20 protein-coding genes and 2 tRNA genes are annotated in these 24,215 nt (G+C 64.7%); 9 read left to right on the top strand and 13 right to left on the bottom strand.

Annotated elements, in window-relative coordinates; genetic code table 11:
• Window positions 1-12: 12 nt before the first annotated feature.
• Both glnA and ACSHT2_RS05020 read right to left on the bottom strand, forming a co-directional pair.
• Complete coding sequence (glnA, locus tag ACSHT2_RS05025) at window positions 13-1,422, bottom strand: type I glutamate--ammonia ligase (protein WP_440640635.1); 1,410 nt, start codon at window positions 1,420-1,422, stop codon at window positions 13-15.
• A 152-nt stretch (window positions 1,423-1,574) separates the two neighbouring features.
• Entirely contained in the window at window positions 1,575-1,913 is a 339-nt protein-coding gene (locus ACSHT2_RS05020; protein WP_007603495.1) for a P-II family nitrogen regulator, read from the bottom strand.
• Between the two features lie 380 nt (window positions 1,914-2,293).
• Between ACSHT2_RS05020 and ACSHT2_RS05015 the strand changes: the two genes are divergently transcribed.
• Window positions 2,294-3,793, top strand: coding sequence for an NAD(P)H-hydrate dehydratase (locus ACSHT2_RS05015; RefSeq protein ID WP_440640634.1), 1,500 nt, complete (start codon window positions 2,294-2,296; stop codon window positions 3,791-3,793).
• A 4-nt stretch (window positions 3,794-3,797) separates the two neighbouring features.
• Here ACSHT2_RS05015 and ACSHT2_RS05010 read toward each other — a convergent pair whose 3' ends face one another.
• Window positions 3,798-5,102, bottom strand: a complete 1,305-nt coding sequence (locus ACSHT2_RS05010) for a multicopper oxidase family protein (RefSeq protein ID WP_440640633.1) — start codon at window positions 5,100-5,102, stop codon at window positions 3,798-3,800.
• A 154-nt stretch (window positions 5,103-5,256) separates the two neighbouring features.
• Between ACSHT2_RS05010 and ACSHT2_RS05005 the strand changes: the two genes are divergently transcribed.
• The 3 genes from ACSHT2_RS05005 (at window position 5,257) to ACSHT2_RS04995 (ending at window position 7,791) form a co-directional block, all read left to right on the top strand.
• A tRNA-Leu gene (locus tag ACSHT2_RS05005) sits at window positions 5,257-5,341 on the top strand.
• Window positions 5,342-5,513: 172 nt separating this feature from the next.
• A complete protein-coding gene (tig, locus tag ACSHT2_RS05000) occupies window positions 5,514-6,875 on the top strand; it encodes a trigger factor (RefSeq protein WP_440640632.1) in 1,362 nt (453 codons plus the stop codon).
• Window positions 6,876-7,155: 280 nt separating this feature from the next.
• The gene (locus ACSHT2_RS04995) at window positions 7,156-7,791 is read left to right on the top strand and encodes an ATP-dependent Clp protease proteolytic subunit (RefSeq protein WP_319337104.1); all 636 of its coding nucleotides are present in this window, start codon (window positions 7,156-7,158) and stop codon (window positions 7,789-7,791) included.
• A gap of 60 nt (window positions 7,792-7,851) precedes the next feature.
• Here the strand turns inward: ACSHT2_RS04995 and ACSHT2_RS04990 are convergent, their stop codons facing one another.
• Window positions 7,852-8,058: a hypothetical protein gene (locus ACSHT2_RS04990; protein ID WP_440640631.1), complete on the bottom strand. Its 207-nt coding sequence runs from the start codon at window positions 8,056-8,058 to the stop codon at window positions 7,852-7,854.
• A 179-nt stretch (window positions 8,059-8,237) separates the two neighbouring features.
• Between ACSHT2_RS04990 and clpX the strand changes: the two genes are divergently transcribed.
• From clpX to ACSHT2_RS04975, 3 genes are all read left to right on the top strand, one after another.
• Window positions 8,238-9,509, top strand: a complete 1,272-nt coding sequence (clpX, locus tag ACSHT2_RS04985) for an ATP-dependent Clp protease ATP-binding subunit ClpX (RefSeq protein WP_008547851.1) — start codon at window positions 8,238-8,240, stop codon at window positions 9,507-9,509.
• A gap of 321 nt (window positions 9,510-9,830) precedes the next feature.
• A complete protein-coding gene (lon, locus tag ACSHT2_RS04980) occupies window positions 9,831-12,254 on the top strand; it encodes an endopeptidase La (protein WP_440640630.1) in 2,424 nt (807 codons plus the stop codon).
• Between the two features lie 70 nt (window positions 12,255-12,324).
• The gene (locus tag ACSHT2_RS04975; protein WP_440640629.1) at window positions 12,325-12,729 is read left to right on the top strand and encodes a GFA family protein; all 405 of its coding nucleotides are present in this window, start codon (window positions 12,325-12,327) and stop codon (window positions 12,727-12,729) included.
• 41 nt (window positions 12,730-12,770) lie between these two features.
• On the opposite strand, the gene ACSHT2_RS04970 is transcribed toward ACSHT2_RS04975, so the two are convergent.
• Window positions 12,771-12,847: transfer RNA gene (locus tag ACSHT2_RS04970), tRNA-Val, on the bottom strand.
• A 129-nt stretch (window positions 12,848-12,976) separates the two neighbouring features.
• Between ACSHT2_RS04970 and ACSHT2_RS04965 the strand changes: the two genes are divergently transcribed.
• Window positions 12,977-13,837: a class I SAM-dependent methyltransferase gene (locus tag ACSHT2_RS04965; RefSeq protein WP_440640628.1), complete on the top strand. Its 861-nt coding sequence runs from the start codon at window positions 12,977-12,979 to the stop codon at window positions 13,835-13,837.
• Window positions 13,838-13,879: 42 nt separating this feature from the next.
• On the opposite strand, the gene ACSHT2_RS04960 is transcribed toward ACSHT2_RS04965, so the two are convergent.
• Genes ACSHT2_RS04960 through ACSHT2_RS04935 form a run of 6 tightly spaced genes read right to left on the bottom strand, consistent with a single transcriptional unit; the run spans window position 13,880 to window position 21,076 of the window.
• Complete coding sequence (locus tag ACSHT2_RS04960; RefSeq protein ID WP_440640627.1) at window positions 13,880-14,836, bottom strand: cation diffusion facilitator family transporter; 957 nt, start codon at window positions 14,834-14,836, stop codon at window positions 13,880-13,882.
• Between the two features lie 2 nt (window positions 14,837-14,838).
• Window positions 14,839-18,057 (bottom strand): efflux RND transporter permease subunit, encoded by a 3,219-nt coding sequence (locus tag ACSHT2_RS04955; protein ID WP_440640626.1) that lies wholly within the window; start codon window positions 18,055-18,057, stop codon window positions 14,839-14,841.
• Window positions 18,050-19,024 (bottom strand): divalent metal ion exporter adaptor subunit IhpB, encoded by a 975-nt coding sequence (gene ihpB / locus ACSHT2_RS04950; protein WP_440640625.1) that lies wholly within the window; start codon window positions 19,022-19,024, stop codon window positions 18,050-18,052. The genes ACSHT2_RS04955 and ihpB overlap by 8 nt, the downstream gene beginning before the upstream one ends.
• Window positions 19,021-20,295 carry a divalent metal ion exporter subunit IhpA gene (gene ihpA, locus ACSHT2_RS04945; RefSeq protein WP_440640624.1) on the bottom strand — a complete coding sequence of 425 codons (1,275 nt, stop codon included), beginning with the start codon at window positions 20,293-20,295 and terminating at the stop codon, window positions 19,021-19,023. The genes ihpB and ihpA overlap by 4 nt, the downstream gene beginning before the upstream one ends.
• Before the next feature lie 55 nt (window positions 20,296-20,350).
• The gene (locus ACSHT2_RS04940) at window positions 20,351-20,821 is read right to left on the bottom strand and encodes a hypothetical protein (protein WP_440640623.1); all 471 of its coding nucleotides are present in this window, start codon (window positions 20,819-20,821) and stop codon (window positions 20,351-20,353) included.
• Window positions 20,822-20,833: 12 nt separating this feature from the next.
• Window positions 20,834-21,076, bottom strand: a complete 243-nt coding sequence (locus tag ACSHT2_RS04935; protein ID WP_440640622.1) for a hypothetical protein — start codon at window positions 21,074-21,076, stop codon at window positions 20,834-20,836.
• 359 nt (window positions 21,077-21,435) lie between these two features.
• Between ACSHT2_RS04935 and ACSHT2_RS04930 the strand changes: the two genes are divergently transcribed.
• Entirely contained in the window at window positions 21,436-22,326 is an 891-nt protein-coding gene (locus ACSHT2_RS04930) for a phage holin family protein (RefSeq protein ID WP_440640621.1), read from the top strand.
• A gap of 58 nt (window positions 22,327-22,384) precedes the next feature.
• Here the strand turns inward: ACSHT2_RS04930 and pepT are convergent, their stop codons facing one another.
• Both pepT and ACSHT2_RS04920 read right to left on the bottom strand, forming a co-directional pair.
• Entirely contained in the window at window positions 22,385-23,635 is a 1,251-nt protein-coding gene (pepT, locus tag ACSHT2_RS04925) for a peptidase T (RefSeq protein ID WP_440640620.1), read from the bottom strand.
• A gap of 103 nt (window positions 23,636-23,738) precedes the next feature.
• Window positions 23,739-24,053: an HU family DNA-binding protein gene (locus ACSHT2_RS04920; protein WP_370140084.1), complete on the bottom strand. Its 315-nt coding sequence runs from the start codon at window positions 24,051-24,053 to the stop codon at window positions 23,739-23,741.
• Window positions 24,054-24,215 lie beyond the last annotated feature (162 nt).

The raw sequence follows: 24,215 nt of genomic DNA, 5'->3' as shown, positions 1-24,215 counted from the left end.
TGTTCGTGCCGATCAGCCCGAATAGTACATGTCGAACTCGATGGGGTGCGGGGTCATCTCGAAGCGCTCGACCTCGGTCATCTTAAGCTCGATATAGGCGTCGATGAAGTCGTCGTCGAACACGCCGCCGGCCTTCAGGAAGGCGCGGTCCTTGTCGAGGTTTTCGAGCGCCTCGCGCAAGCTGCCGCACACCGTCGGGATCTGCTTCAGCTCTTCCTTCGGCAGGTCGTAGAGATCCTTGTCCATCGCCGGACCCGGATCGATCTTGTTCTTGATGCCGTCGAGGCCGGCCATCAGCATCGCGGCGAAGCCGAGATAGGGGTTGGCGAGCGGATCGGGGAAGCGCACCTCGACGCGCTTGGCCTTCGGCGAGGCGGTGTAGGGGATGCGGCAGGAGGCCGAGCGGTTGCGCGCGGAATAGGCGAGCAGCACGGGGGCCTCATAGCCCGGGACCAGACGCTTGTAGGAATTGGTCGAGGGGTTGGTGAAGGCGTTGATCGCCTTGGCGTGCTTGATGATGCCGCCGATGTAGTGGAGGCAGGTCTCCGACAGGTCGGCATATTTGTTGCCGGCGAACACCGGCTTGCCGTCCTTCCAGATCGACTGGTGCACGTGCATGCCCGAGCCGTTGTCGCCGTAGACCGGCTTCGGCATGAAGGTGGCGGACTTGCCGTAGATGTGGGCGACCTGGTGGATGCAGTATTTGTAGATCTGGAGGTGGTCGGCCATCAGCGTCAGCGTGTCGAACTTCATGCCGAGCTCGTGCTGGGCGGAAGCAACCTCGTGGTGATGCTTCTCGACCTTGACGCCCATCTTGGCCATGGCCCCCAACATCTCCGAGCGCATGTCCTGCACGGAGTCCTGCGGCGGAACCGGGAAATAGCCGCCCTTGGTGCGGACGCGGTGGCCGAGATTGCCGCCTTCATATTCGGTGTCGGAGTTGGTCGGCAGCTCCGAGGAGTCGAGGCGGAAACCGGTGTTGTAGGGCGTGGCGGAGAAGCGCACGTCGTCGAACACGAAGAACTCGGCTTCGGGGCCGACGAACACGGTGTCGCCCACGCCCATCGACTTCACCATCGCCTCGGCCTTCTTGGCGATGCCGCGGGGGTCGCGGTTGTAAGGCTCGCCGGTGGTCGGCTCGAGCACGTCGCAGGTGATGACCATGGTGGTCTCGGCGAAGAACGGATCGATCGTCGCGGTCACCGGATCGGGCATCAGGCACATGTCGGATTCGTTGATCGCCTTCCAGCCGGCGATCGAAGACCCGTCGAACATCGTCCCTTCGGCGAAAATGTCTTCATCGATCATGCTGACGTCGAACGTGACGTGCTGCCACTTGCCGCGCGGATCGGTGAAGCGCAGGTCGACGTACTTGACGTCGTTGTCCTTGATCGATTTCAGGACGTCTTTGGCGGTCTTCATGCATACCCCTTTTGGCTCTGCGGATCGGTTTCCAGATGAGCAAGATCGTTCTCGCTTTGGGCGAGTTTTGCGCGCCCGCACAAACGAAATCAGGCCGCCGAAGCAGCCTTATTTCTTGTCGCAGTGTCGCAAAATGCGGGATAGCACCCGGCTCAGATAGCGTCCAGCCCGGATTCGCCGGTTCGGATGCGGATCGCCTCTTCGATGTTGGAGACGAAAATCTTGCCGTCGCCGATGCGGCCGGTCTGCGCGGCGCGGCGGATCGCGTCGATGGCGCGCTCGACCAGATCGTCGCCGATCACGATCTCGATTTTTACCTTCGGCAGGAAGTCGACGATGTATTCTGCGCCGCGGTAAAGTTCGGCGTGACCTTTCTGCCGGCCGAAGCCCTTGGCTTCGGTGACGGTGATGCCCTGAAGACCGACTTCCTGAAGCGCTTCCTTCACCTCGTCGAGCTTGAATGGCTTGATGATGGCTTCGATTTTCTTCACTGCGCGACTCCCGGCCTTTCGATCAAATAGCAACGTCTTCGTCAGGATGCGCATTTCTCAACGCACGATCTTGTCTTCTCTATGCCGGGATCCCTGACCAGTCCGGCAACAACGGCCGGCCACACCCTGTAAGATGCCAGTGAGCACGACAAACCGAAGCGGCTTCCTCGAAAGCAGGGTCTATGCCAAGTTGCACATGCCCTGGTTATCGGAGCGTTATCAGCCTTTTAACGAGCATCCTGGGTGGTGGCGCCGATCTGCACAAAATACCGAAGACTACGAAATAGGCAAACGGTTCAATATATGTGCAGATCGATGTTTCCGCCGTCGGATCGGCACGGAAGGTGCCTGTTGAAGAGGCGTTTGTACTGGGAAGTGGCATGGAAGTTCTGACCAACGCCGAAATGCAGCGCGCCGACCAGCTCGCCATTGCGGCCGGTACGCCCGGTTTCAAGCTGATGCTGAGCGCGGGCCAGGCGGTCGCCGAGGCCGCCCATGCGCTGGTGGAGGAGGGGCCGATCCTGATCGTGGCCGGCCCCGGCAACAATGGCGGCGACGGTTTTGTCGCAGCCGCCGAGCTCGCCGCCCAGGGGCGGGAGGTCTCGGTGATCCCGATGTGCGAGCGCGACCAGCTCCAGGGCGATGCGGCCTCCGCGGCGCGCGGCTGGAAGCATCCGGTGCTTCCGTTCAATCCCCAGGCAATTGGAAAGCCTGCGCTGATCGTCGATGCGCTGTTCGGTGCCGGTCTCAGCCGTCCCGTCGACGGCGTGGCGCGCGAAATGATCGAGGCGATCAACGCCAACGGTGCTCCGGTGCTCGCGGTCGACCTGCCGAGCGGCATCAACGGCACCAGCGCGGCCGTGATGGGCGCGGCGGTGAACGCCACCGAGACCGTCACTTTCTTCCGCAAGAAGCCGGCGCATCTGCTTTTGCCCGGGCGGATGCATTGCGGCCGGGTGCGCGTCGCCGACATCGGCATCGATGCGCAGGTGCTGGACGAGATCGCGCCGCAGACCTTCGAGAATGATCCGGACCTCTGGGGCGCCGCCTTTCCGGTGCCCCGCATCGACGGCCACAAATACGCGCGCGGCCATGTGCTTGCGATCTCCGGCGATGCGGCAGCGACAGGCGCTGCGCGGCTCGCTGCGCGCGGCGCGCTGCGGGCCGGCGCGGGTCTCGTGACGCTGGCGAGCCCGCGCGATGCGCTCGCGATCAATGCGGGCGCACTGACTGCGGTGATGGTCCGCCCCGTCGACACCGCCATCGAGTTCGGCGAGCTGCTCGGCGACAAGCGTTTTAATACCTGCATCATCGGCCCCGGCGCGGGCATCGGCGAACGCACCTGCGATCTCGTTCACACCGCACTGAACGCGCAGCGGCATCTGGTGCTCGATGCGGATGCGCTGACGAGCTTTGCCGCGACCCCCGAGCGCCTGTTCGAATCGATCAAGTCCTCGCAGGACAATGCGGTGGTGCTGACCCCGCACGAGGGCGAGTTTCCGCGCCTGTTCTCCGACCTCAGCAACAAGCATCCCGGCCGCTCCAAGCTCGAGCGCGTCCGCGCCGCCGCCGAGCGCTCCGGCGCCGTCGTGCTCCTGAAAGGCCCGGACACCACCATCGCCGCCCCTGACGGCCGCGCCACCATCGCCGCCAACGCGCCGCCCTGGCTCGCCACGGCGGGTGCCGGCGACGTGCTCTCCGGCATCATCGCAGGGCTCCTGGCGCAGGGCGTGCCGGCCTTCGAAGCCGCCAGCATCGGCGTCTGGATGCACGGCGAGGCGGCGAATGAAGCCGGGCCGGGCCTGATCGCAGAGGATCTCACGGAGACGCTGCCGGCCGTGCACCGGCGGATCTATGATGCGCTCGGTATAGAATACTGATCGCTCACTCCACCGCGTACCAGCGCACAAGGCGCGGCGCGGACCAGTCGGTTGCGACGGATTCGATCAGCCAGCGTCCGGGTGAGATCGCCGCGAAGGCGATGCGCTGGGTCTGGCCGGGCTCGATCGCGAGCGTGTCGAGCCAATAGGGCTTCCAGCCATCGTCGAGCGTGTCGAGCAGGCGGAAGGGAGCGCCGTGCAGGTGGAAGACGGTCGTGATCGGGGCGGGGTTCTTCAGCGCCAGCACGACGGTGCGCCCGGCCTTGGCGCGGAACGCGGGGGCGGAGGCGGTGGAGAAATTCGCGGGCGGCGTCCAGGCGGCGTCGGCTGCGCCAAGCGCGACATCGAACCGCAGGGCGCCTCTCAGATCGAACTTCTCGGGAAGGTCGTTCGACGGGAGTGGCTGCGGCTCGAACAGCGGCACACGCCGCTCCCTTGCGCCGGAGATCAAAAGGCGCCCGATCGGGTGCGTCTCCTTGCCGTCATGCAGCAGGAATGCGGCCGATGTGGCTGTATCCACAAACACGTCGGCACGTCCGCCGGGGGCCAGCACCAGGGCCCCGTTGCGCGCGGGGAACGGCTCGGCCGGCTGTCCGTCCAGGGCCATCACGCGGACCTCGTGGCTTCCCAATTTGATCGCCAGAACAGTACGTTGCGAGCCGTTGATGAAGCGCAGTCGCAGCCGCTCATTGGCCGCGGCTGAGAGTTCGAATGAAGTTCTGCCATTGACCGTGTAGAGCCGTGTCGCGTCCTTCGGGTCCTGGCCCGGCGGGACCGCGGTGCCGTCCGGCCGCAGGCGCCATTCCTCGATCAACAGGACCTCGTCGCGATCGACGGCAACCAGGCTGGTCTCGGCCGCGATGATCGGGAGCGGGCGCGCGGGCTGCTTCAGGTCGGCTTCAAAGAGACGGAAGTCAGCCAGCAGGGTGCCCGCGCTTGGTATTGAAATAATTGATGTTTCGGCCGTGTCCGGCGCGGCGGGCGCGCGCCCTCGCGGCGGGTCGGCGGCGGTCGCGCCATTGAGGCCGTACCAGACCGGCGCAAGTGGCACGGGCAGGTCGTTCCGAAACACCACTTCGCAGCGGTCGCCGCGCTTGAGACGGACGGCCCTGAGGTGGCTTATGGCGGCCAGCTCCCAGATTGATGCAGCGGGCTGATCGGGTTTCAGAGCCAGCGTTGCCGGCCTCGCCTGAAGCGCGAGCTGGGCCGTCACGGATGGGCCTGCGCCGCCGGCGATCAGCCCGGCTGCCGAGGCTCCCAGGCCTGCCAACACCTCGCGCCGATGTGGGGCAAAGATCCGCGTTGTCATGACGTGATCCGGACCATGCCGTGCTGGATAAGTCCAGCCATCGTGCCTACTTGAAGCATGCGTCCAACCGGCCATTTTTTTGCTGCGAACAGTCAGGCACATGCTATAAGCCCGGCCGCCCGCGGCATCGCGGCCGGTCTTGATGCAAATTCACGCGGGCGTGGCGGAACTGGTAGACGCGCTGGATTTAGGTTCCAGTGACGAAAGTTGTGGGGGTTCGAGTCCCTCCGCCCGCACCAAGCGCTTTTCGCGTTTGCACGGATTACGAGACCTGCTTCTGCGGATGATCGTCCGTCTGGAGCCGGTTCGATGAACCACCGGTGTCGAGGCGTTTGCCTCGCGCCGGATCGATTAATGAGAGCGTCCCGACGCGCGATGTGCCGGGACCGAACGAGAAGAAGATTGGACGCCATGCAGGTCACAGAAACCCTCTCGGAAGGTTTGAAGCACGAGTTCAAGATCAGCGTTCCCGCGTCTGATCTCGATGCCAAGGCCGGCGCCAAGCTGGTCGACCTCAAGGACAAGGTCCGCATCAACGGCTTCCGTCCGGGCAAGGTGCCGGTCGCGCACCTGAAGAAGGTTTATGGCCGCTCGGTGATGGCCGAAACCATCGACCAGACCATTCGCGACACCAACACGCAGCTGTTCTCCGAACGCGGCTTCCGCCTTGCGACCGAGCCGAAGATCACCATGCCGACGGAGCAGAAGGACGTCGAGGAGCTGCTGAGCGGCAAGTCCGATCTGACCTACACGGTCGCGATCGAGGTGGTGCCGGCGATCGCGCTCGCCGACTTCAAGACCTTCCAGGTCGAGAAGCCCGTCGCCGACGTCACCGACACCGATGTCGACGATGCGATCAAGCGCATTGCCGATTCCAACCGCACCTATGCCGCCAAGGGCGAGGGCGCCAAGGCCGAGTCGGGCGACCGCGTCACCGTCAACTTCAAGGGCAGCATCAACGGCGAAGTCTTCGAGGGCGGCACCGGCGAAGGCATCCAGGTCGTGATCGGCTCGAACACCTTCATCCCGGGCTTCGAGGAGCAGCTGATCGGCATCGGCGCGAACGAGACCCGCACGCTGAAAGTGTCGTTCCCCAAGAACTACATGAACGACAAGCTCGCCGGCCAGCCCGCCGAGTTCGAGACCACCGCGACCCTGATCGAGGCGCCGCAGGACCTTGCGATCGACGACGAATTCGCCAAGTCGCTCGGCCTGGAATCGCTGGACAAGCTCAAGGAAGCCGCGCGCGAGCGCCTTTCCGCCGAGTTCGCGACCGCGACGCGCCAGCGCGTCAAGCGCGCGCTGCTCGATCGCCTCGACGAGGCGCATCGCTTCGAGGCGCCGCCCTCGCTGATCGACGAGGAGTTCAATCTGATGTGGAACTCGGTCAAGGCCGAGATGGATTCCGCCGGCAAGACCTTCGCCGACGAGGACACCACTGAGGACGCCGCCAGGGAAGAGTACCGCAAGATCGCCGATCGCCGCGTGCGGCTCGGCCTCGTGCTCTCCGAGATCGGCGAGAAGAACAAGATCACCGTGACCGACGACGAGGTCGGCCGTGCCGTGATCGAGCGCGCGCGCTCGATGCCCGGCCGCGAGAAGGAGGTCTGGGACTATTACCGCAACAACGCCCAGGCGCTGGCCCAGCTTCGTGCACCGATCTACGAGGACAAGGTCGTCGACTTCATCCTCGAGCTCGCCAACGTGACGGAGAAGAAGGTCTCGCGCGAGGACCTCTACAAGGACGACGACGCGGAAAAGACCGCAGCCTGAGGGCCTTGGAACAGTCTTCTATTAAGGATGATCAGCGAAGAGGCCCAGCTAGCCAGATGGCCGGCTGGGCCTCTTTGTGCGAATCAGCTTCAACTGCCGCACGGATTAAGCCTTAATGCGCTCCGCACTTGTCAGAAGCGAATTGGGCTATATCTGTCGCTACGCCTTCTACCTCTACCAAGTTCCTGCATCACAGGACGTCCATTCGCCCTTCCGGCATATCCAGCCAACCTGGCAGCCAGGCCCGGCGATGTCCGTCTCCGAAAACCCTAGGTGACTCATGCGCGATCCGGTTGAAACCTACATGAACCTCGTGCCCATGGTGGTCGAGCAGACCAACCGTGGCGAGCGCGCCTACGACATTTTCTCGCGCCTCCTGAAGGAGCGCATCATCTTCCTGACCGGGCCGGTCGAGGACGGCATGTCGACGCTGGTCGTCGCGCAGCTGTTGTTCCTCGAGGCGGAAAACCCGAAGAAGGAAATCTCGATGTACATCAACTCGCCGGGCGGCGTGGTGACGTCGGGCCTTGCGATCTACGACACCATGCAGTTCATTCGCCCGCCGGTCTCGACGCTGTGCACGGGCCAGGCGGCCTCGATGGGTTCGCTGCTGCTCGCCGCCGGCGAGAAGGACATGCGCTTCTCGCTGCCGAACGCGCGCATCATGGTGCATCAGCCCTCCGGCGGCTTCCAGGGCCAGGCCACCGACATCATGCTGCACGCCCAGGAAATCCTGAACCTGAAGAAGCGGCTCAACGAGATCTACGTGAAGCACACCGGCCAGACCTACAAGGCGATCGAGGATGCGCTGGAACGCGACAAGTTCCTGACCGCGAACGACGCCAAGGAGTTTGGTCTGGTCGACAAGGTCATCGACAAGCGCGCCGAGGAGCCGGCGCCGACGAAGTCTCCGTAGCAATACGGGGTCGTCACGGCGATCCTCGGATCGCCGTGGACCCATCGGGGTGCGTTCACGTTAGGTGCGCGTGTGCGCGCCGCAAAACGTGGTTTTACGCGCTGCGACAGGCAGAAAGTTCCGCTTTCGTGCTTGTTTTTGGTGGCAATCCAGCAACGCCGGGGCGATTTCGATCACTTCGTCCGTGCCAAGACCGGAAATCACGGTATTGTCACGGGTAGCCGGCGGCGCCCGATTAGCGAATTCTTGATAGTCGGGTGACAGCATGGTTGGCTACGATTGATCGGCTATGATCGCGGGAGAATCGAGTGACCGTGATTCGCACGGGATGTGATGCGTAGGGTCTTTTTTGGTACGGAATTTGCTCTACTTAAGCTTCATGCCGGCCATCGTGTCGGAATGGAGCGATCGAGCGGAACGATATCGAACCGCGGACGGAGACAGGAATGAGTAAGGTCGGCACGAGCGACTCCAAGAACACGCTATATTGCTCGTTCTGCGGCAAGAGCCAGCACGAAGTCCGTAAACTGATCGCGGGTCCCACCGTCTTCATCTGCGATGAGTGCGTCGAGCTCTGCATGGACATCATCCGCGAGGAGAACAAGTCCTCGCTGGTCAAGTCGCGCGACGGGATTCCGACGCCGAAGGAAATCTGCAAGGTGCTGGACGATTACGTGATCGGCCAGAGCCATGCGAAGAAGGTCCTGTCGGTGGCGGTGCACAACCACTACAAGCGCCTCAACCATCAGACCAAGCACAACGACGTCGAGCTCGCGAAGTCGAACATCCTGCTGATCGGTCCGACCGGTTCGGGCAAGACGCTGCTCGCGCAGACTCTCGCCCGCATCCTGGACGTGCCGTTCACGATGGCGGATGCGACGACGCTGACCGAAGCCGGCTATGTCGGCGAGGACGTCGAGAACATCATCCTGAAGCTGCTTCAGGCCGCCGACTACAATGTCGAGCGCGCCCAGCGCGGCATCGTCTACATCGACGAAATCGACAAGATCAGTCGCAAGTCCGACAATCCCTCGATCACGCGCGATGTGTCGGGTGAGGGCGTGCAGCAGGCGCTGCTGAAGATCATGGAGGGCACCGTGGCTTCGGTCCCGCCGCAGGGCGGCCGCAAGCATCCGCAGCAGGAATTCCTGCAAGTGGATACCACCAACATCCTCTTCATCTGCGGCGGCGCTTTCGCCGGCCTCGAGAAGATCATCTCGGCACGCGGACGGTCGACTTCGATCGGCTTCGGCGCCCAGGTGCTCGCCCCGGAGGATCGCCGTACCGGCGAGATCTTCCGTCACGTCGAGCCTGAAGACCTCCTGAAGTACGGCCTCATCCCCGAGTTCGTCGGCCGTCTGCCGGTCGTGGCGACGCTCGAGGACCTCGATGAGACCTCGCTGAAGAAGATCCTGACGGAGCCGAAGAACGCGCTGGTGAAACAGTACCAGCGGCTGTTCGAGATGGAGAACATCGAGCTGACCTTCGCCGACGAGGCGCTTGGCGCGGTCGCCCGCAAGGCGATCGAGCGCAAGACCGGCGCGCGCGGGTTGCGCTCGATCCTCGAGGCGATCCTGCTCGAGACCATGTTCGACCTGCCGGGCCTGGAAGGTGTGGAAGAAGTCGTGATTTCCCGCGAAGTGGTGGAAGGAACGGCGCGTCCGCTCTACATCTACGCCGATCGATCCGATCGCGCCGTCGAGAACGCCAGCGCCTGATCCGGCGGCGCTGGAACGCTCCAATCGTCTCCTCGAAATGGGCTGCGGAACTGTATCTCCGCAGCCGGTGTTGCGTCGCTTATTTGCGTGCGTAAGCGCCTGATGGCGCGCGTTTTTCAATGACTTGACACCCCCTGGGTCGATAGCCACCTTATGTTTGCGGCGAGCGAAAATTCTCTTCAAGATTCGCCTCAGTTCCATCCGGCGAGCCGGTCCAACTCGTAGAGGACCGATCGGTTCTGCGGATCACCTCGGCACCTTGTGGCGGTTGCGCATCATCAGCGGGCTGCGTGCAAGGGGGCAAAGCAAAAGGAAAAGGCCATGACCAATCCCAAACCCCGGCCAACCATCGTCCATGGCGAAACACACGCTTATCCCGTGCTGCCGCTGCGCGACATCGTCGTCTTTCCGCACATGATCGTTCCGCTTTTCGTCGGTCGCGAGAAGTCGATTCGCGCGCTCGAAGAGGTGATGAAGAACGATGCGCTGATCATGCTCGCGACGCAGAAGAACGCGTCCGACGATGATCCGGCGCCCGATTCCATCTACGAGACCGGGACGCTTGCCAGCGTGCTCCAGCTCTTGAAGCTTCCGGACGGCACCGTGAAGGTGCTGGTCGAAGGGCTCGAGCGCGCGCGCGTGGCAAAATACACCGATCGCGCCGACTATTACGAGGCGACTGCCGTTGCGCTCGCCGACACCGATGCGAAGTCGGTCGAGGCGGAAGCGCTGGCACGCTCGGTCGTGTCCGACTTCGAGAGCTATGTGAAGCTCAACAAGAAGATCTCGGCCGAGGTCGTCGGCGTCGTGCAGGCGATCACCGATTTCGCCAAGCTCGCCGACACGGTTGCTTCGCATCTCGCCGTCAAGATCGCGGATCGCCAGGGCATCCTGGAGACGCTGTCCGTCACCACGCGCCTGGAGAAGGTGCTGGGCCTGATGGAAAGCGAGATCTCGGTGCTGCAGGTCGAGAAGCGCATCCGCTCGCGCGTCAAGCGCCAGATGGAGAAGACCCAGCGCGAGTATTATCTCAACGAGCAGATGAAGGCGATCCAGAAGGAACTCGGCGACGACGACGGTCGCGACGAGCTCGCCGACCTCGAAGAGAAGATTTCCAAGACCAAGCTGTCCAAGGAAGCGCGCGAGAAGGCGCAGCATGAATTGAAGAAGCTGCGCCAGATGTCGCCGATGTCCGCGGAAGCGACCGTCGTGCGCAACTATCTGGACTGGCTGCTGTCGATTCCGTGGAACAAGAAGTCCAAGGTGAAGAAGGATCTGGAGGCCGCGCAGGCCATCCTGGACTCCGATCACTATGGGCTGGAGAAGGTCAAGGAACGCATCGTCGAGTATCTCGCCGTGCAGTCGCGCGCCAACAAGCTGACCGGGCCGATCCTGTGCCTCGTCGGGCCTCCCGGCGTCGGCAAGACCTCGCTCGGCAAGTCGATCGCGAAGGCGACCGGGCGCGAATTCGTGCGCGTGTCGCTCGGCGGCGTGCGTGACGAGGCCGAGATCCGCGGTCACCGCCGCACCTACATCGGCTCGATGCCCGGCAAGATCATCCAGTCGATGCGCAAGGCGAAGTCGTCCAATCCGCTGTTCCTCTTGGACGAGATCGACAAGATGGGCGCCGACTTCCGCGGCGATCCGTCCTCGGCGCTGCTCGAGGTCCTCGACCCCGAGCAGAACGCGACCTTCAACGACCACTATCTCGAGGTCGACTACGATCTGTCCAACGTGATGTTCATCACGACCGCGAATACGCTCAATATTCCCGGCCCGCTGATGGACCGCATGGAGATCATCCGGATCGCGGGCTACACCGAGAACGAGAAGGTCGAGATCGCGCGCAAGCATCTGATCCCGAACGCGGTGTCCAAGCACGGCCTGGACTCCAAGGAGTTCTCGATCGACGACGACGCGCTGCTGCTTTTGATCCGCCGCTACACCCGCGAAGCGGGCGTGCGTAATCTGGAGCGTGAGCTTTCGACACTCGCCCGCAAGGCGGTGAAGGAGCTGATGATCTCCAAGAAGAAGTCGGTCAAGGTCACCGAAAAAACTCTGGAAGAGTTGCTCGGCGTGCCGAAGTACCGCTTCGGCGAGATCGAGAGCGAGCCGCAGGTCGGCATCGTCACGGGCCTCGCCTGGACCGATGTCGGTGGCGAACTGCTGACGATCGAAGGCGTCATGATGCCCGGCAAGGGCAAGATGACGGTCACGGGCAATCTGCGCGACGTCATGAAGGAATCGATCTCGGCGGCGGCGTCCTATGTCCGCTCGCGCGCGATCAACTACGGCGTCGAGCCGCCGCTGTTCGACAGGCGCGACATCCACGTGCACGTGCCGGAAGGCGCGACGCCGAAGGACGGCCCGTCCGCCGGTGTCGCCATGGCCACCGCGATCATCTCGGTCATGACCGGCATTCCGGTCCGCCACGATGTCGCGATGACCGGCGAGATCACGCTGCGCGGCCGCGTGCTGCCGATCGGCGGCCTGAAGGAGAAGCTGCTGGCTGCGGCCCGCGGCGGCATCAAGACGGTGCTGATCCCCGAGGACAACGCCAAGGATCTCACGGAGATTTCCGATGCGATCAAGGGCGGCATGGAGATCATCCCGGTCTCGCGCCTCGACGACGTCATCGCCAAGGCGCTGGTGAGGAAGCCGGTGCCGATCGTCTGGGAAGAGGACACCAAGGTGACGGTGAAGCCGGACGGAGATGAGGCCGCCGGCGGCCTGACCGCTCACTGAGGTTTGGCAAGAGATGATAAAACGGCGCCTTCGGGCGCCGTTTTTGTTTTGGGGGGAAGGGGAGGAGGCAATGCACATCGACGGGCAATGCCATTGCGGGCAGATCACCTTTGACGCCGAGATCGACCCCGAGGCCGTCTCGGTCTGCCATTGCCGGGACTGTCAGACGCTGACGGGCTCACCGTTCCGGGTCACCGCGATCTGTTCCGCGGCCGATGTCCGCCTGACCGCCGGCACGCCAAGAATCTACGGCAAGCGCGGCGACAACGGCCGGATGCGCTTCCAGCACTTCTGCGCCGACTGCGGTTCCCCGCTGTTCACGAGCGGCGAGGGCGACCAGGCCGACGATTGGGGCATCCGCTGGGGCAGCATCCGCCAGCGCGACCAATTGCGGCCGGTGCGGCAGATCTGGTGCCAGTCGGCGGCGGTGTGGATCGACGCCGTGCCGCTGCTGCCGGGAAGGCCGGGGGATTGAGGTCGGGCTCGTCGAGCCGTAGCGGGCGAACAGGCGAAGGCTGGTGGGCGGTCACGGATTCGAACCGCGGACCCTCTCGGTGTAAACGAGATGCTCTAACCAGCTGAGCTAACCGCCCTACGGCGCCTCTTTAGCCTTGCCACGGGTGTCGGAGCAAGGGGGCGGTGACATTGCGCCCCGACTTCAGTTGATCGCTTGACCTGCTTCCGGCGTGGTATGACCTCGCAGCCAAGCCATGGAGGCCCCGATGCAACAGCCTAGCGGACACGAACTCAACACCGATCAGATCGCCTATTGGAACGGCCCGAGCGGGCAGCGCTGGGCCGATCGCCACGGGGTGCAGGAGAAGCTGCTCGGGCCCATTGCCGATCTCCTGATCAACCGTGCCAGGCCGAAGCCGGGCGAGCGCGTGATCGATGTCGGCTGCGGCTCCGGTGCGACCACCGTCGCATTCGCAAAGGCGGTGGCGCCGGATGGCTTTGCGCTCGGGCTCGATGTGTCCGAGCCGATGCTGTCGCAGGCGCGCGCGTTGGCGCCAAAGGGGCTGCCGCTCGATTTCGTGCTGGCGGATGCGACCGTTCATCCGTTCGAGCCGGCGAGCTTCGATCTGCTGGCGTCGCGCTTCGGCGTGATGTTCTTCGCCGACCCCATCGCGTCCTTCACCAATCTCCGCCGCGCGCTGAAACCGTCAGGACGGCTCGCCTTCGCCTGCTGGCGCGAGCCGAAGGAGAACCCGTGGATGATGGCGCCGCTGATGGCGGTCTACAAGCACGTGCCGAAAATGCCGCCGGTCGGTCCGGAGGAGCCGGGCCCGTTCGCCTTCGCCTCGGAGGAGCGCGTGATGCGCATCCTGAAAGGCGCAGGCTTCGTGGACGTGGCGATGGAACCGCACGATCTCGCAATGGACATCGCGATCGGCGGCGGCCTCGATGCCGCCGTCGACGGCTCGCTCCAGATCGGCCCGGCCAGCCGCGCGCTTCAGGGGCATCCGCCGGAGACCTATGAGGCCGCAAAAGCCTCGATCCGCGAAGCGCTCGCGCCGTTTCAGAAAGGGCAGAGCGTCGAGTTGCAAGGCGCGATCTGGATCGTGACGGCGAAGGCGGCGTAGGCCCTCCGCTCGCAATGACGATGTGGGATGGGCCTGAGAATTCTACACCACATCATCCGGCGCCAGCGCGCAGCCGTTGTCGGGATGCGTCTCGACCTGAAGCGTGGTGTGGCCGATGCGGAATGACGTCTTCAGCAGCTGCGCCGTTTCCTTCAGGAATGCGTCGCCGCTGCCGGCGGGCATGACGAGGTGGCAGGTCAGCGCGGTCTCGGTGGTGGAGATCGGCCAGACGTGGAGATCGTGGATTGCGGACACGCCCGGCCGCGCCAGCAAAAACGCCCTGATCGCGGCAAGGTCGATGCCTTTGGGCGCCGCTGCCATCGACATGTCGATGGACCCGCGCAGCAGGCTGGTGGTGCTCCAGAGGATGGTGGCGCAGATGACGAGGCTGGTGACGGGATCGATCCAGAGCCAGCCCGTCCAGATGATCAGCGCCGCCGAGACCACGACGCCGAGCGAGACTGCGGCGTCGGCCGCCATGTGCAGGTAGGCGCCTTCGATGTTGATGTCGTCCTTGCGTCCGCTCGCGAACAGCAGGGCGGTAAACCCGTTGATGAGGATGCCGATGCCGGCGACCACCATCACCGTAACGCCTGCGACCGGCTCCGGCTGCTGCAGGCGCAGGATCGCCTCCCAGCCGATCGCGCCGGTTGCGACCAGCAGGAACACCGCGTTCGCAAGTGCCGCGAGGATGGTGGAGGCGCGCAGGCCGTAAGTGAAGCGGCCGCTCGGGGCGCGGCGCGCTGCGATCGAGGCGCCCCAGGCCACGACCAGGCCGAGCACGTCGGAAAGATTGTGACCGGCGTCCGCGAGCAGGGCTGTGGAGTTGCCGATATAGCCGTAGATCGCCTCGGCCACGACCAGCGCGATATTGAGCGAAATGCCGATCGCGAACGCCTTGCCGAAACTGGCGGGCGCATGGACATGGGCGTGGCCATGACCATGGGCGTCGCCGGCATGGTCATGGTGGTGATGACCGTGATGGTCGTGGCTTCCCACCTCTAGCGCTCCCCGGAAGCTGCCAAGTCGGGCGCCATTGTAGGCGCTTCCCGCGCCACGTCACGACGGAACAGAACATAGAGCGCCGGCAGCACCAGGAGCGTCAGCACGGTGGAGGAGATGATGCCGCCGATCACCACGGTCGCGAGCGGCCGTTGCACCTCGGCGCCGGCGCCGGTGGCGAGCGCCATCGGCACGAAGCCGAGGGAGGCGACGAGGGCCGTCATCAGCACCGGACGCAGCCGCGTCAGTGCGCCTTCGCGAACGGCCTCGGCAACGGATCGTCCCTCGCTGCGCAGACGCTCGATGAAGGCGATGATCACGAGCCCGTTGAGCACGGCAACGCCCGACAGCGCGATGAAGCCGACGCCGGCGCTGATGGACAGGGGAATGTCGCGCAGCAGCAGTGCCGCAACACCGCCGGTCAGGGCCAGCGGCACCCCGGAAAACACCAGCGCCGCATCGGCCACCGATCCCATGCCCATGAACAGCAGCAGGAACACCAGGAGCAGTGCCACCGGCACCACGATGGTGAGCCGCTTCGTGGCCGAGACCAGCTGCTCGAACTGTCCGCCCCAGCCGATCCAGTAGCCCGGCGGCAGCCTGACCTTCTCGGCGACGGCCGCCTCGGCCTCGGCCACGAAGGAGCCGAGGTCGCGGGCGCGGACATTGGCCGTGACGACAATCCGCCGCTTGCCGTTCTCGCGGCTGATCTGGTTGGGTCCGGGCGTCGCATCGACGGTTGCGACCGACGACAGCGGCACATAGCGCATCTGGGTGAGGGAAGAGGCGGACAATGCTGTTCGGAGCGGCGTGTTGGCCGTGGCCTCCTCACCGGGCGGCAGTGGGATCGGGATCGCCCGGATCGCCTCGAGATTGCCGCGCAGATGCTCAGGCAGGCGCACGACGATATCGAAGCGGCGGTCGCCCTCGAACAGCTTGCCGGCCGACTTGCCGCCGACCGCGATCTCGACGATGCCCTGCACCTCGGCAACGCTGAGGCCGTAGCGGGCGAGCGCCTGGCGGTCGAGCCGCACGGTGAGGATCGGCAGGCCCGCGACCTGCTCGATCTTGACGTCGCTGGCGCCGCGGATGCCCCGGATCGCGGCCTCCACCTGTTTTGCGGCGCCTTGCAGGATGTCGAGGTCATCACCGAAGACCTTGATGCCGACATCGCTGCGCACGCCGGAAATCAGCTCGTTGACACGGAACTGGATCGGCTGGGAGATCTCATAGGCGCTACCCGGAATCTCGTCGGCAGCATGGTCGATGGCCTCGATCACCTCGGCTTTCGGCTTGTCCGGGTCGGGCCATTCGGCGCGCGGTTTGAGCATGATGTAGCCGTCGGTTTGCGCCGGCGACATCGGGTCGGTCGCGATCTCCGCGGTGCCGATGCGGGTGAAGAACTCCTTCACTTCAGGGATCTGCTTGATGCGCTTTTCCAAGGCCTTCTGCAGGTCCAGCGACTGGGTGAGGCTGGTGCCGGGAATCCGGATCGACGCCAGCGCGACGTCGCCTTCGTCCAGGCTCGGAATGAACTCGCCACCCATGCGCGCGGCGGCGATGCCGCTCGCAATCACGATGACCACGGCCATGACGACGACCGCGGCCCGGTTGTCGATGGCAAAGCGGAGCAGGGGGAGATAAGCGCGCTTGGCGACCCGCATGAACAGGTTTTCGTGTTCGGACACCTTGCCGGTGACGAAGATGGCAACGGCCGCCGGCACGAAGGTGATGGAGAACAGCACGGCGGCGCCGAGCGCCATCAGCACCGTCAGCGCCATCGGCGTGAACATCTTGCCTTCGACGCCGGTCAGCGTCAGCACGGGCAGGTAGACCACGGCGATGATCAGAGTCCCGAACAGGCTCGGCTTGATGACCTCGCTCGACCCGCGCTGGATCGCCTGCAGCCGCTCCGGGAGCGTGAGCAGGCGGCCCTTCTCGCGCTGGGCCTCGGCCAGCATGCGCAGGCAATTCTCGACGATGATGACGGCGCCGTCGACGATGATGCCGAAGTCGATCGCACCCAGGCTCATCAGGTTGGCGCTGACCTTGGTCTCGACCATGCCGATGATCGTCATCGCCATCGAGAGCGGAATGACACAGGCGGTGACCAGTGCGGCGCGGATGTTACCGAGGATCAGGAACAGCACGGCCACCACCAGCGCCGCGCCTTCCAGCAGATTGTTCCTGACCGTTCGGATGGTGGCCTCGACGAGGTCGGTGCGATCGTAGACAGTCCGCGTCACGACGCCTTCGGGCAGCGATTTGGCGATGTCCTCGATGCGGGCTGCGACCCGGCGGGCGACGCTGCGGCTGTTCTCGCCGATCAGCAGCATGGCGGTGCCGAGCACGGTTTCCTCGCCGTCTCGCGTCGCCGCGCCCGTGCGCAGATCGCGGCCTTCGATGACGGTCGCGACGTCCCTGATCCTGACGGGATTGCCGCCGCGCGAGCCGATCACGATGTCCTGGATTTCGGCGATGTTGCCGACCTGCCCCGGCGAGCGCACCAGATATTGCTCGCCATTGCGCTCGATATAGCCGGCACCGACATTGGCGTTGTTGGCGGCCAGCGCCGTCATGACGTCGCGAAAGCCGAGCCGGTAGGCCATCAGCTTGCCGGGGTCCGGCAGCACGTGGAATTGCCGCTCGAAGCCGCCGATGGTGTTGACCTCGACCACGCCCGGCACGTTGCGGAGCTGCGGCCGGATGATCCAGTCCTGCACGGTGCGCAAATCGGTCAGCGAATAGTCGTGGCCGCCTTGCGTCTTGGCGCCCGCCTTGGCCTCGACGGTGTACATGAAGATTTCGCCGAGCCCGGTCGAGACCGGCCCCATCGCGACCTCGACGCCCGCCGGGAGCTGGTCCTTCACCTGCTGGATGCGTTCGCCCACAAGCTGGCGGGCGAAATAGATGTCGGTGCCGTCCTTGAAGACGATCGTCACCTGGCTGAGGCCGTAGCGCGACAGCGAGCGGGTATAGTCGAGCTTCGGCAGCCCGCTCATGGCGGTCTCGACCGGGAAGGTGATGCGTTGCTCTGTCTCGAGCGGCGAATAGCCGGGCGCGCGGGTGTTGATCTGGACCTGGACGTTGGTGATGTCGGGCACGGCGTCGATCGGCAGGCGCTGAAAATTCCAGGCGCCGAAGGCGACGGCGCCGAGCGCGAGCAGGAGGACCAGCCAGCGCTGATGCAGCGAGGCGGCGATGAGGCGCTCAATCATGCTCGGCCTCGCCCTTGCCCATCTCCGCCTTCACGACGAAGCTGTTCTCCGCGACGTAGTGCTCGCCGGCCGCGAGCCCGGCCTTGATCTCGACGAACCTCGGATCGGAATCCCCGAGTTCGACCGGGCGCGCCTCGATCTTGTCGCCGTCCTCGCGCACGAACACGATGGTCCTGTTCTCCAGCGTCTGGATCGCGCTACGGCGCACGGCGACCGCGACGTTGCGCGCGGCGAGGATCAGCCGCGCCGTGACGAACAGGCCGGGACGCAGGCGTCCGTCGGGATTTGCCAGCACCACGCGCGCCAGCGCGGTCTGGGTCTCGCTGCTGCCGATCGGCGCCATGTAGGAGATCGTGCCCTTGATCTCGCCGCGGCCGTCGTCGGGATCGATCAGCACCTCGTCGTTGAGACGGACGCGCCTGAGGTCCTGCCGGTAAATCGACAGGTCGACCCAGATGGTGGAGAGGTCGGCGACGACGAAGGCCGGCTTCTGCTCGGAGGCGTATTCGCCGAGCGAGATCTGCCGCTCGATGATGGTGCCGGCGAACGGTGCCTTGAGCTCATAGACGGTGAGACTCTGGTTGCTCTCGATCGCGGCGAGCAGATCGTCCTTGGCGACCTTGTCGCCGATGCGCTTCAGGATGGATTTGACGACGCCCGGAAAGCGCGGCGTCACCTGCACCACGGCTTCCTGGTTGGCGCGCAGGATGCCGTTGAAGGCGAGCGTGTCGGTCAGCGTGGCGCCCGCGGCTTCGGCCAGCGTGACGCCCGCGGCCGCGAGCTTGACGTCGGAGATCCGGATGCGGTCGGCGCCGTGCTCGTCCTGCTCGACATGGTCGTTCGGCTTCTTTTCGGAATGCTCGGCATGCTCGGTGTGTGCGAGCTTGGCCGGGGCGAGGAGGGAATAGCCGTAAGCACCAAGCGCGGCGGCAACGATGGCAACGACGATGGTAGAGGATGTCCTCATCGTGCGCTCTCCCGCGCCAGCGTGAAGGGATTGCCGACCAGGCCTTCGATAATCGCAACGCCGGCGTGGAAATTCTGCAGCGCCTCCTGCTCGCGCAACCGCGCCTGGGTAACGCTCGCCTGTGCGTCGAGCACCTCGAGCAGGGTGAAGCGGCCCTGGCCGTAACCTTGAGAGATCGCCTCGGACGCTTCAACGGCCTTGGGGATCGCGGTCTCACGCAGCACGGCGAGCTCGCGCAGCGAGCCCTGGACCGAGTCATAGGCGCGGCCGGCAATTACGATCAGCGTGTTGCGATTGGCCTCGCGCTCGGCTCTGGTCTTGGCGAGGCTTTCCTGCGCCGAGAGGATGTTGCCCTGGTTCTGGTCGAACACGGGGATCGGCACGGAGACGGTCAGGCGCGCCGCATCGGAGCCGGTCTCGTTGTAGTGGCGCCAGCCGGCGGCGATCCGCACGTCGGGATAGGGTTTGAGCCGCGCCAGCAGCAGCTCGGCGTTGCGCTGCGCGTAGACGGCGGTCCAGCGCACCAGTTGCGGATTGGCATCGATGGCGGCGACCACCGCCTGGAACGTGGGCGGGCGTCCGGTGGTGTCGAGCCGGCCGGAAACCTCGCCGAATTTTGCGGCTGGATCGCCCATCAGCACCGCAAGCTCGCGCCGGGCGCTGGCCAGCGTCGCCCTCAAGCGCTCGCGGTCAGCTTTCACCAGGGCGGAAGCGACCTCGGCGCGGCCGGTCTCGGCGGGCGAGGAGGCGCCGGCCTCGACGCGACGGCGCAGGAGTGGCGTCAAGCGGTCGATGGCGGCAATCTGCTCGTCGAGGATCTGAATGCGCCGCTGTGCGCCGAGCACGCTGAGGAAGGCGATCGCGGTCTCCGACAGCAGCTCCAGCCTGACGGCCTTGCGCTGGATTGCGGCGACTTCGACGCCGGCGACGCCTGCGGCAATCCGCGCATCGCGCTTGCCGAACAGCTCGAAGGCCTGGCTGATCTGCAGCGTGGTCTCGGCCGATCGCGTCCCGCGATATTTGCCCGAGCCGAAAGAATCGTCCTGTTCGTAGGACAGTTCCGGGTTGAGGAGGGCGCCCGCCTGGATGCGCTGGCCCGTGGCGATGCCGACGTCGCGCTCCGCCGCCGTCAGCCGCGGGCTTGCGGCCAGCGCGCGCGACAACGCGCTCCGCATCGTCAAAGTCTGGGCATAAGACGGCGCCATCGCGAGTCCGGCAATCAGACACGCCGCCGCGCACGCCAGGCGCGCGGCCATTCCTCTGACGAACATGAAGTCGACCTGTGAAGGATGAACCCAATGGGCGCGGGACGCCCGACCAATCCGTTCAGGCAATATGTTTGGGAGGCGGGGAGTCGGTGTCGAGGACAATTCCGGCGAGGCGGGGCGCATGTTGCGGGGGCGCTGCGGAAACAAGCGCGACCGATGCGCTCGACGGCGCCGGCTGTGTCACCGTCAGGGAGAAGCAGCCATGACAATGATGGCTGCCGATGATCTTGTGGTCGCTGTGGCCTGCGGGGCCATCCAGGGCCGCTACGATCTCCGAGCCGCCGCCGGGCGTGGTGACGTCGATGTCGTGCGAGCCGTGCAACGCGCTCGCGAGCAGATAGACAGCCGCGATCAGCACAGACAGCAACCCGCGCCAGTTGCGCGGGCGGCAAGATCCTGAGGCCTGGCGGTTTGCGAGCACGACGTCACTCTGGTTGCGGTCTATGCCCGGCCTAGCATGGGCGCGGGAACAGTGTCGACCCGCAACATTGTTACGTCGCTGGAACAATTGCCGCAGCGGCGCCTGCATCGCCAGCGCCTCTCACTGACGGGTAATGACCCGCCGGTGCAAGGCCATGGCTTCGATGGCGGTCGTGGGGGCCGGCTCCGGAACGTCGCTGCCGTCGTCGGCCGCCACGGTAATGACGGCGTGGCAGCTCGCTTCCATCGCCCGCTCCAGCCATTTGATGGCCTCGTCGATCCATTGGTCGTGGTGCTCGGGATCGGCGATGGCCTTCTCCCGGAATGCATTCGCCTGATGCAGGCACGCCGTTCTGCGATCCACGCGGTGCTCCTGATCTGGAGGGTCCGCCCCAATCGCATCTTTGATGATCCCGGATCCTTCGTCGTTAACATAGGACAGGCACGGACAAGCTGGTTGCAGACGCGAAAAGGCCCCAGCCCGGACAAACCGGCTGAGGCCTCATGTGCTCACAATCTCTATCCCTGGGACTTGAGCAGATAATCCTCGCTGCGGCAGTTCGTTCCCGCCGCTCTGTCCAATTTGGAACGTTCCTCATGCCTCGCGATTAGCGACGAGAAACTGAGGAGGACGGACAATGGACGGACTGATTTATCTGATCGGCTTGATCGTCGTCATCATGGCGATCCTGTCGTTCTTCGGCCTGCGCTGAGAGCGCTGCGATGACGATCGAAACGCTCATGCGCGAAGAGATCATGGAAGGCGGCCTGGAGGGCGAGGCACCTCGAACCATCCAGTGGAGCTCGGTGTTCGCAGGCGCGCTTGCGGCGGGCGCAATGTCGTTCATCCTGCTGAGCTTTGGTGTTGCCATCGGCCTTGGTGTCAGTTCGGCCTCGCCGACCTGGCGCGATACCTCGGCTGCGCTGGCGCTGCTCTCCGGATTGTATCTGATCATCCAGGCGGTCATCAGCTTCGGCTTCGGCGGCTACATCGCCGGACGGACAACGCGACCGGCGCCCGCGCTGGCGACGATCGAGGACGACAGCGAGCGGCGAGACGGGCTGCATGGGCTGACGTCCTGGGCGCTCGCCGTGCTGTTCGGAGCCGCTCTGCTCGCGCTCCTCGGCGCATCTGCGGTCGACCGTTCACCGATGCGCAGCTCGGCCAGCAACACGTCCGCGGCCGAACCCCTGTTGAGCTATGAGCTCGACAAGCTGTTCCGCGCGCCGCGGCGTCCGCCGAATACGGACCTTCGCGAACCGCGCGCCGAAGCGGGACGCATCCTGATGACGTCTTCGAGCCACAGCGGCATCACCTCCGACGACAGGACCTATCTGGTGCAGCAGGTGGCCGCGCTCACAGGTCTGGCGGCGCCCGATTCCGAAAAACGGGTCGATGCGCTGATCGCGGAGTCCAGGACGGCCATCAACCGGGCGCGGCGCAACTCGATCATCGTTGCGTTCTCGGTCGCAGCCGCGACCCTGATCGGAGCGGTGGTGGCATGGGCGGCGGCAGCCGCCGGTGGACGGCACCGCGACGGCGCACCGTTGCCGAACTGGATGGCGAGTTCAAATCGCTTCCACCGCAATCCGCGCGCGATGCCGGTGCCGTAGTCCCAAAGCAAATGGCCGGGCGTGAGCCCGCCATTTCGATTTACGACGGTGACGGGCGCTAGGCCCGTTCCTCCCAGATCATCGCCAGATGCACGATAGTCTGGACTGCCTTTTCCATGTCCTGCCGGCTGACCCATTCGAGCCGCGAATGAAACGCGTGCTCGCCGGCGAAGATGTTGGGGCAGGGCAGGCCCATGAAGGACAGGCGGGAGCCGTCGGTGCCGCCCCGGATTGCGGTGCGCATCGGGCGCAGGCCGGCGCGGCGGATGGCTTCGACGGCGTATTCGACAACGTGCGGGTGACGATCGATCACCTGCTTCATGTTGCGGTACTGCTCCTTGATCTCGAACTTGTAGGTCGAGCGCGGATAGTCTCTCATCACGTCCTTGACGATAGTCTCGAGCAGAACCTCTTTCTCCTTCAGCCCTTCCTCGGTGAAATCGCGGACGATGAAGGAGAGCGTCGCCTGTTCCAGGGCTCCCTCGATGCCGATCGGATGCAGAAAGCCCTGCTTGCCTGAGGTCGTCTCCGGCGAGCAGCCTTCCTTCGGCAGCCGCTCGACGATGGCCGCGGCGATCTTGATCGCGTGCTCCATCTTGCCCTTGGCGTAGCCGGGATGGGCGCTGACGCCGTTGATGGTGATGGTGGCGCCGTCGGCCGAGAAGGTCTCGTCCTCGACGCAGCCGGCGCTTTCGCCGTCCATGGTGTAGCCGAAATCGGCGCCCAGCTTCTTCAGATCGACATTGTCGACGCCGCGGCCGATCTCCTCGTCCGGCGTGAACAGGATCTTGATGGTCCCGTGCTTCACATCGGGGTTGTTGATGAAGAAATGCGCGGCATCCATGATCTCGGCGACACCGGCCTTGTTGTCGGCCCCCAGCAGCGTGGTGCCGTCGCTGGTGATGATGTCGTTCCCGATCTGGTTCTTGAGTGCTGGGTGCTCGGCAAGGCGGATCACCTGGCTGGTGTCGCCTGGCAGAACGATATCGCCGCCGCGATAGTTCTTCACGAGCTGTGGTTTGACGTTCTTGCCGGAGCAGTCGGGCGAGGTGTCCATGTGCGAGCAGAAGCAGATCACCGGCACCTTCTTGTCGGTGTTGGCCGGGATCGTTCCGTAGACGTAGCCGTAATCGTCGAGATGCGCGTCCTCGACGCCCATGGCCTTCAGCTCGGCGGCGAGCACGCGGCCGAGATCCTTCTGCTTCTCGCTCGAGGGGGAGCTGGGGGATTCCGGATCGGACTGGGTGTCGATGGTGACGTAGCGCAGGAAGCGCTCGGTCACGGTGTGCGAAAAGGTGAGGGAGGACATTTCTGGTCGAACCGCCGAACTTGAGGGAAGCAGGCGGTATATCAGAAAAGCCGGCCGCGATGCGGCCGAACGAGCTCCGATCAGGCCTAATGAATCGTCAATGCTAGATCGCCTCTTTCAGTTCCTTCACGGGGCGGAATGCGACCTTCCTGCTGGCCTTGATGTGGATCGCTTCGCCGGTGCCGGGATTGCGGCCGGTGCGGGCGGCGCGCTTGCGGACCTGGAGGATGCCAAGCCCCACGATGCGGACACGGTCGCCCTTCTTGAGGTGCTTGGTGATCAGGTCGACCATGTCGGTCAGGACGGCTTCGGCGTGCTTTTTCGAGAGGTCCTGGCGCTCAGCGATGTCTGCGGCGAGGTGCTTGAGCGTGATGGTCGCGGGAGCGGCTGCCTTCTTCGCCGAATCCTTCTTAGCCATGACTGGCCTCCTCGATTCCACTGACAGGAAAGCCCGCAAGAGCCGGAAACGCGTGGGGATCCCTCTAAGTCTCGGAAGGCGTAGACGATTCGGGCGTGGGCTGACTATGGCGAGAGTTCCCGCCGGACGTCGGCAATCACTGGCGCAGATGCGACAGAAGTC

The organism is Bradyrhizobium sp. PUT101 (assembly GCF_052043945.1).
Taxonomy (GTDB): domain Bacteria; phylum Pseudomonadota; class Alphaproteobacteria; order Rhizobiales; family Xanthobacteraceae; genus Bradyrhizobium.
This window is presented reverse-complemented; position numbering and strand designations above follow the sequence as displayed.

Excerpts from the sequence above, each read along its gene's own strand:
- ihpB (WP_440640625.1), bottom strand. The coding sequence starts at position 19,024 with ATGAGGACATCCTCTACCATCGTCGTTGCCATCGTTGCCGCCGCGCTT.
- pepT (WP_440640620.1), bottom strand. The coding sequence starts at position 23,635 with ATGTCCTCCCTCACCTTTTCGCACACCGTGACCGAGCGCTTCCTGCGC.
- ihpA (WP_440640624.1), bottom strand. The coding sequence starts at position 20,295 with ATGTTCGTCAGAGGAATGGCCGCGCGCCTGGCGTGCGCGGCGGCGTGT.
- ACSHT2_RS04955 (WP_440640626.1), bottom strand. The coding sequence starts at position 18,057 with ATGATTGAGCGCCTCATCGCCGCCTCGCTGCATCAGCGCTGGCTGGTC.
- tig (WP_440640632.1), top strand. The coding sequence starts at position 5,514 with ATGCAGGTCACAGAAACCCTCTCGGAAGGTTTGAAGCACGAGTTCAAG.
- ACSHT2_RS05015 (WP_440640634.1), top strand. The coding sequence starts at position 2,294 with ATGGAAGTTCTGACCAACGCCGAAATGCAGCGCGCCGACCAGCTCGCC.
- clpX (WP_008547851.1), top strand. The coding sequence starts at position 8,238 with ATGAGTAAGGTCGGCACGAGCGACTCCAAGAACACGCTATATTGCTCG.
- lon (WP_440640630.1), top strand. The coding sequence starts at position 9,831 with ATGACCAATCCCAAACCCCGGCCAACCATCGTCCATGGCGAAACACAC.
- ACSHT2_RS04975 (WP_440640629.1), top strand. The coding sequence starts at position 12,325 with ATGCACATCGACGGGCAATGCCATTGCGGGCAGATCACCTTTGACGCC.
- ACSHT2_RS04965 (WP_440640628.1), top strand. The coding sequence starts at position 12,977 with ATGCAACAGCCTAGCGGACACGAACTCAACACCGATCAGATCGCCTAT.
- ACSHT2_RS05010 (WP_440640633.1), bottom strand. The coding sequence starts at position 5,102 with ATGACAACGCGGATCTTTGCCCCACATCGGCGCGAGGTGTTGGCAGGC.
- ACSHT2_RS04995 (WP_319337104.1), top strand. The coding sequence starts at position 7,156 with ATGCGCGATCCGGTTGAAACCTACATGAACCTCGTGCCCATGGTGGTC.
- glnA (WP_440640635.1), bottom strand. The coding sequence starts at position 1,422 with ATGAAGACCGCCAAAGACGTCCTGAAATCGATCAAGGACAACGACGTC.
- ACSHT2_RS04920 (WP_370140084.1), bottom strand. The coding sequence starts at position 24,053 with ATGGCTAAGAAGGATTCGGCGAAGAAGGCAGCCGCTCCCGCGACCATC.
- ACSHT2_RS04990 (WP_440640631.1), bottom strand. The coding sequence starts at position 8,058 with ATGCTGTCACCCGACTATCAAGAATTCGCTAATCGGGCGCCGCCGGCT.
- ACSHT2_RS04940 (WP_440640623.1), bottom strand. The coding sequence starts at position 20,821 with ATGCAGGCGCCGCTGCGGCAATTGTTCCAGCGACGTAACAATGTTGCG.
- ACSHT2_RS04930 (WP_440640621.1), top strand. The coding sequence starts at position 21,436 with ATGACGATCGAAACGCTCATGCGCGAAGAGATCATGGAAGGCGGCCTG.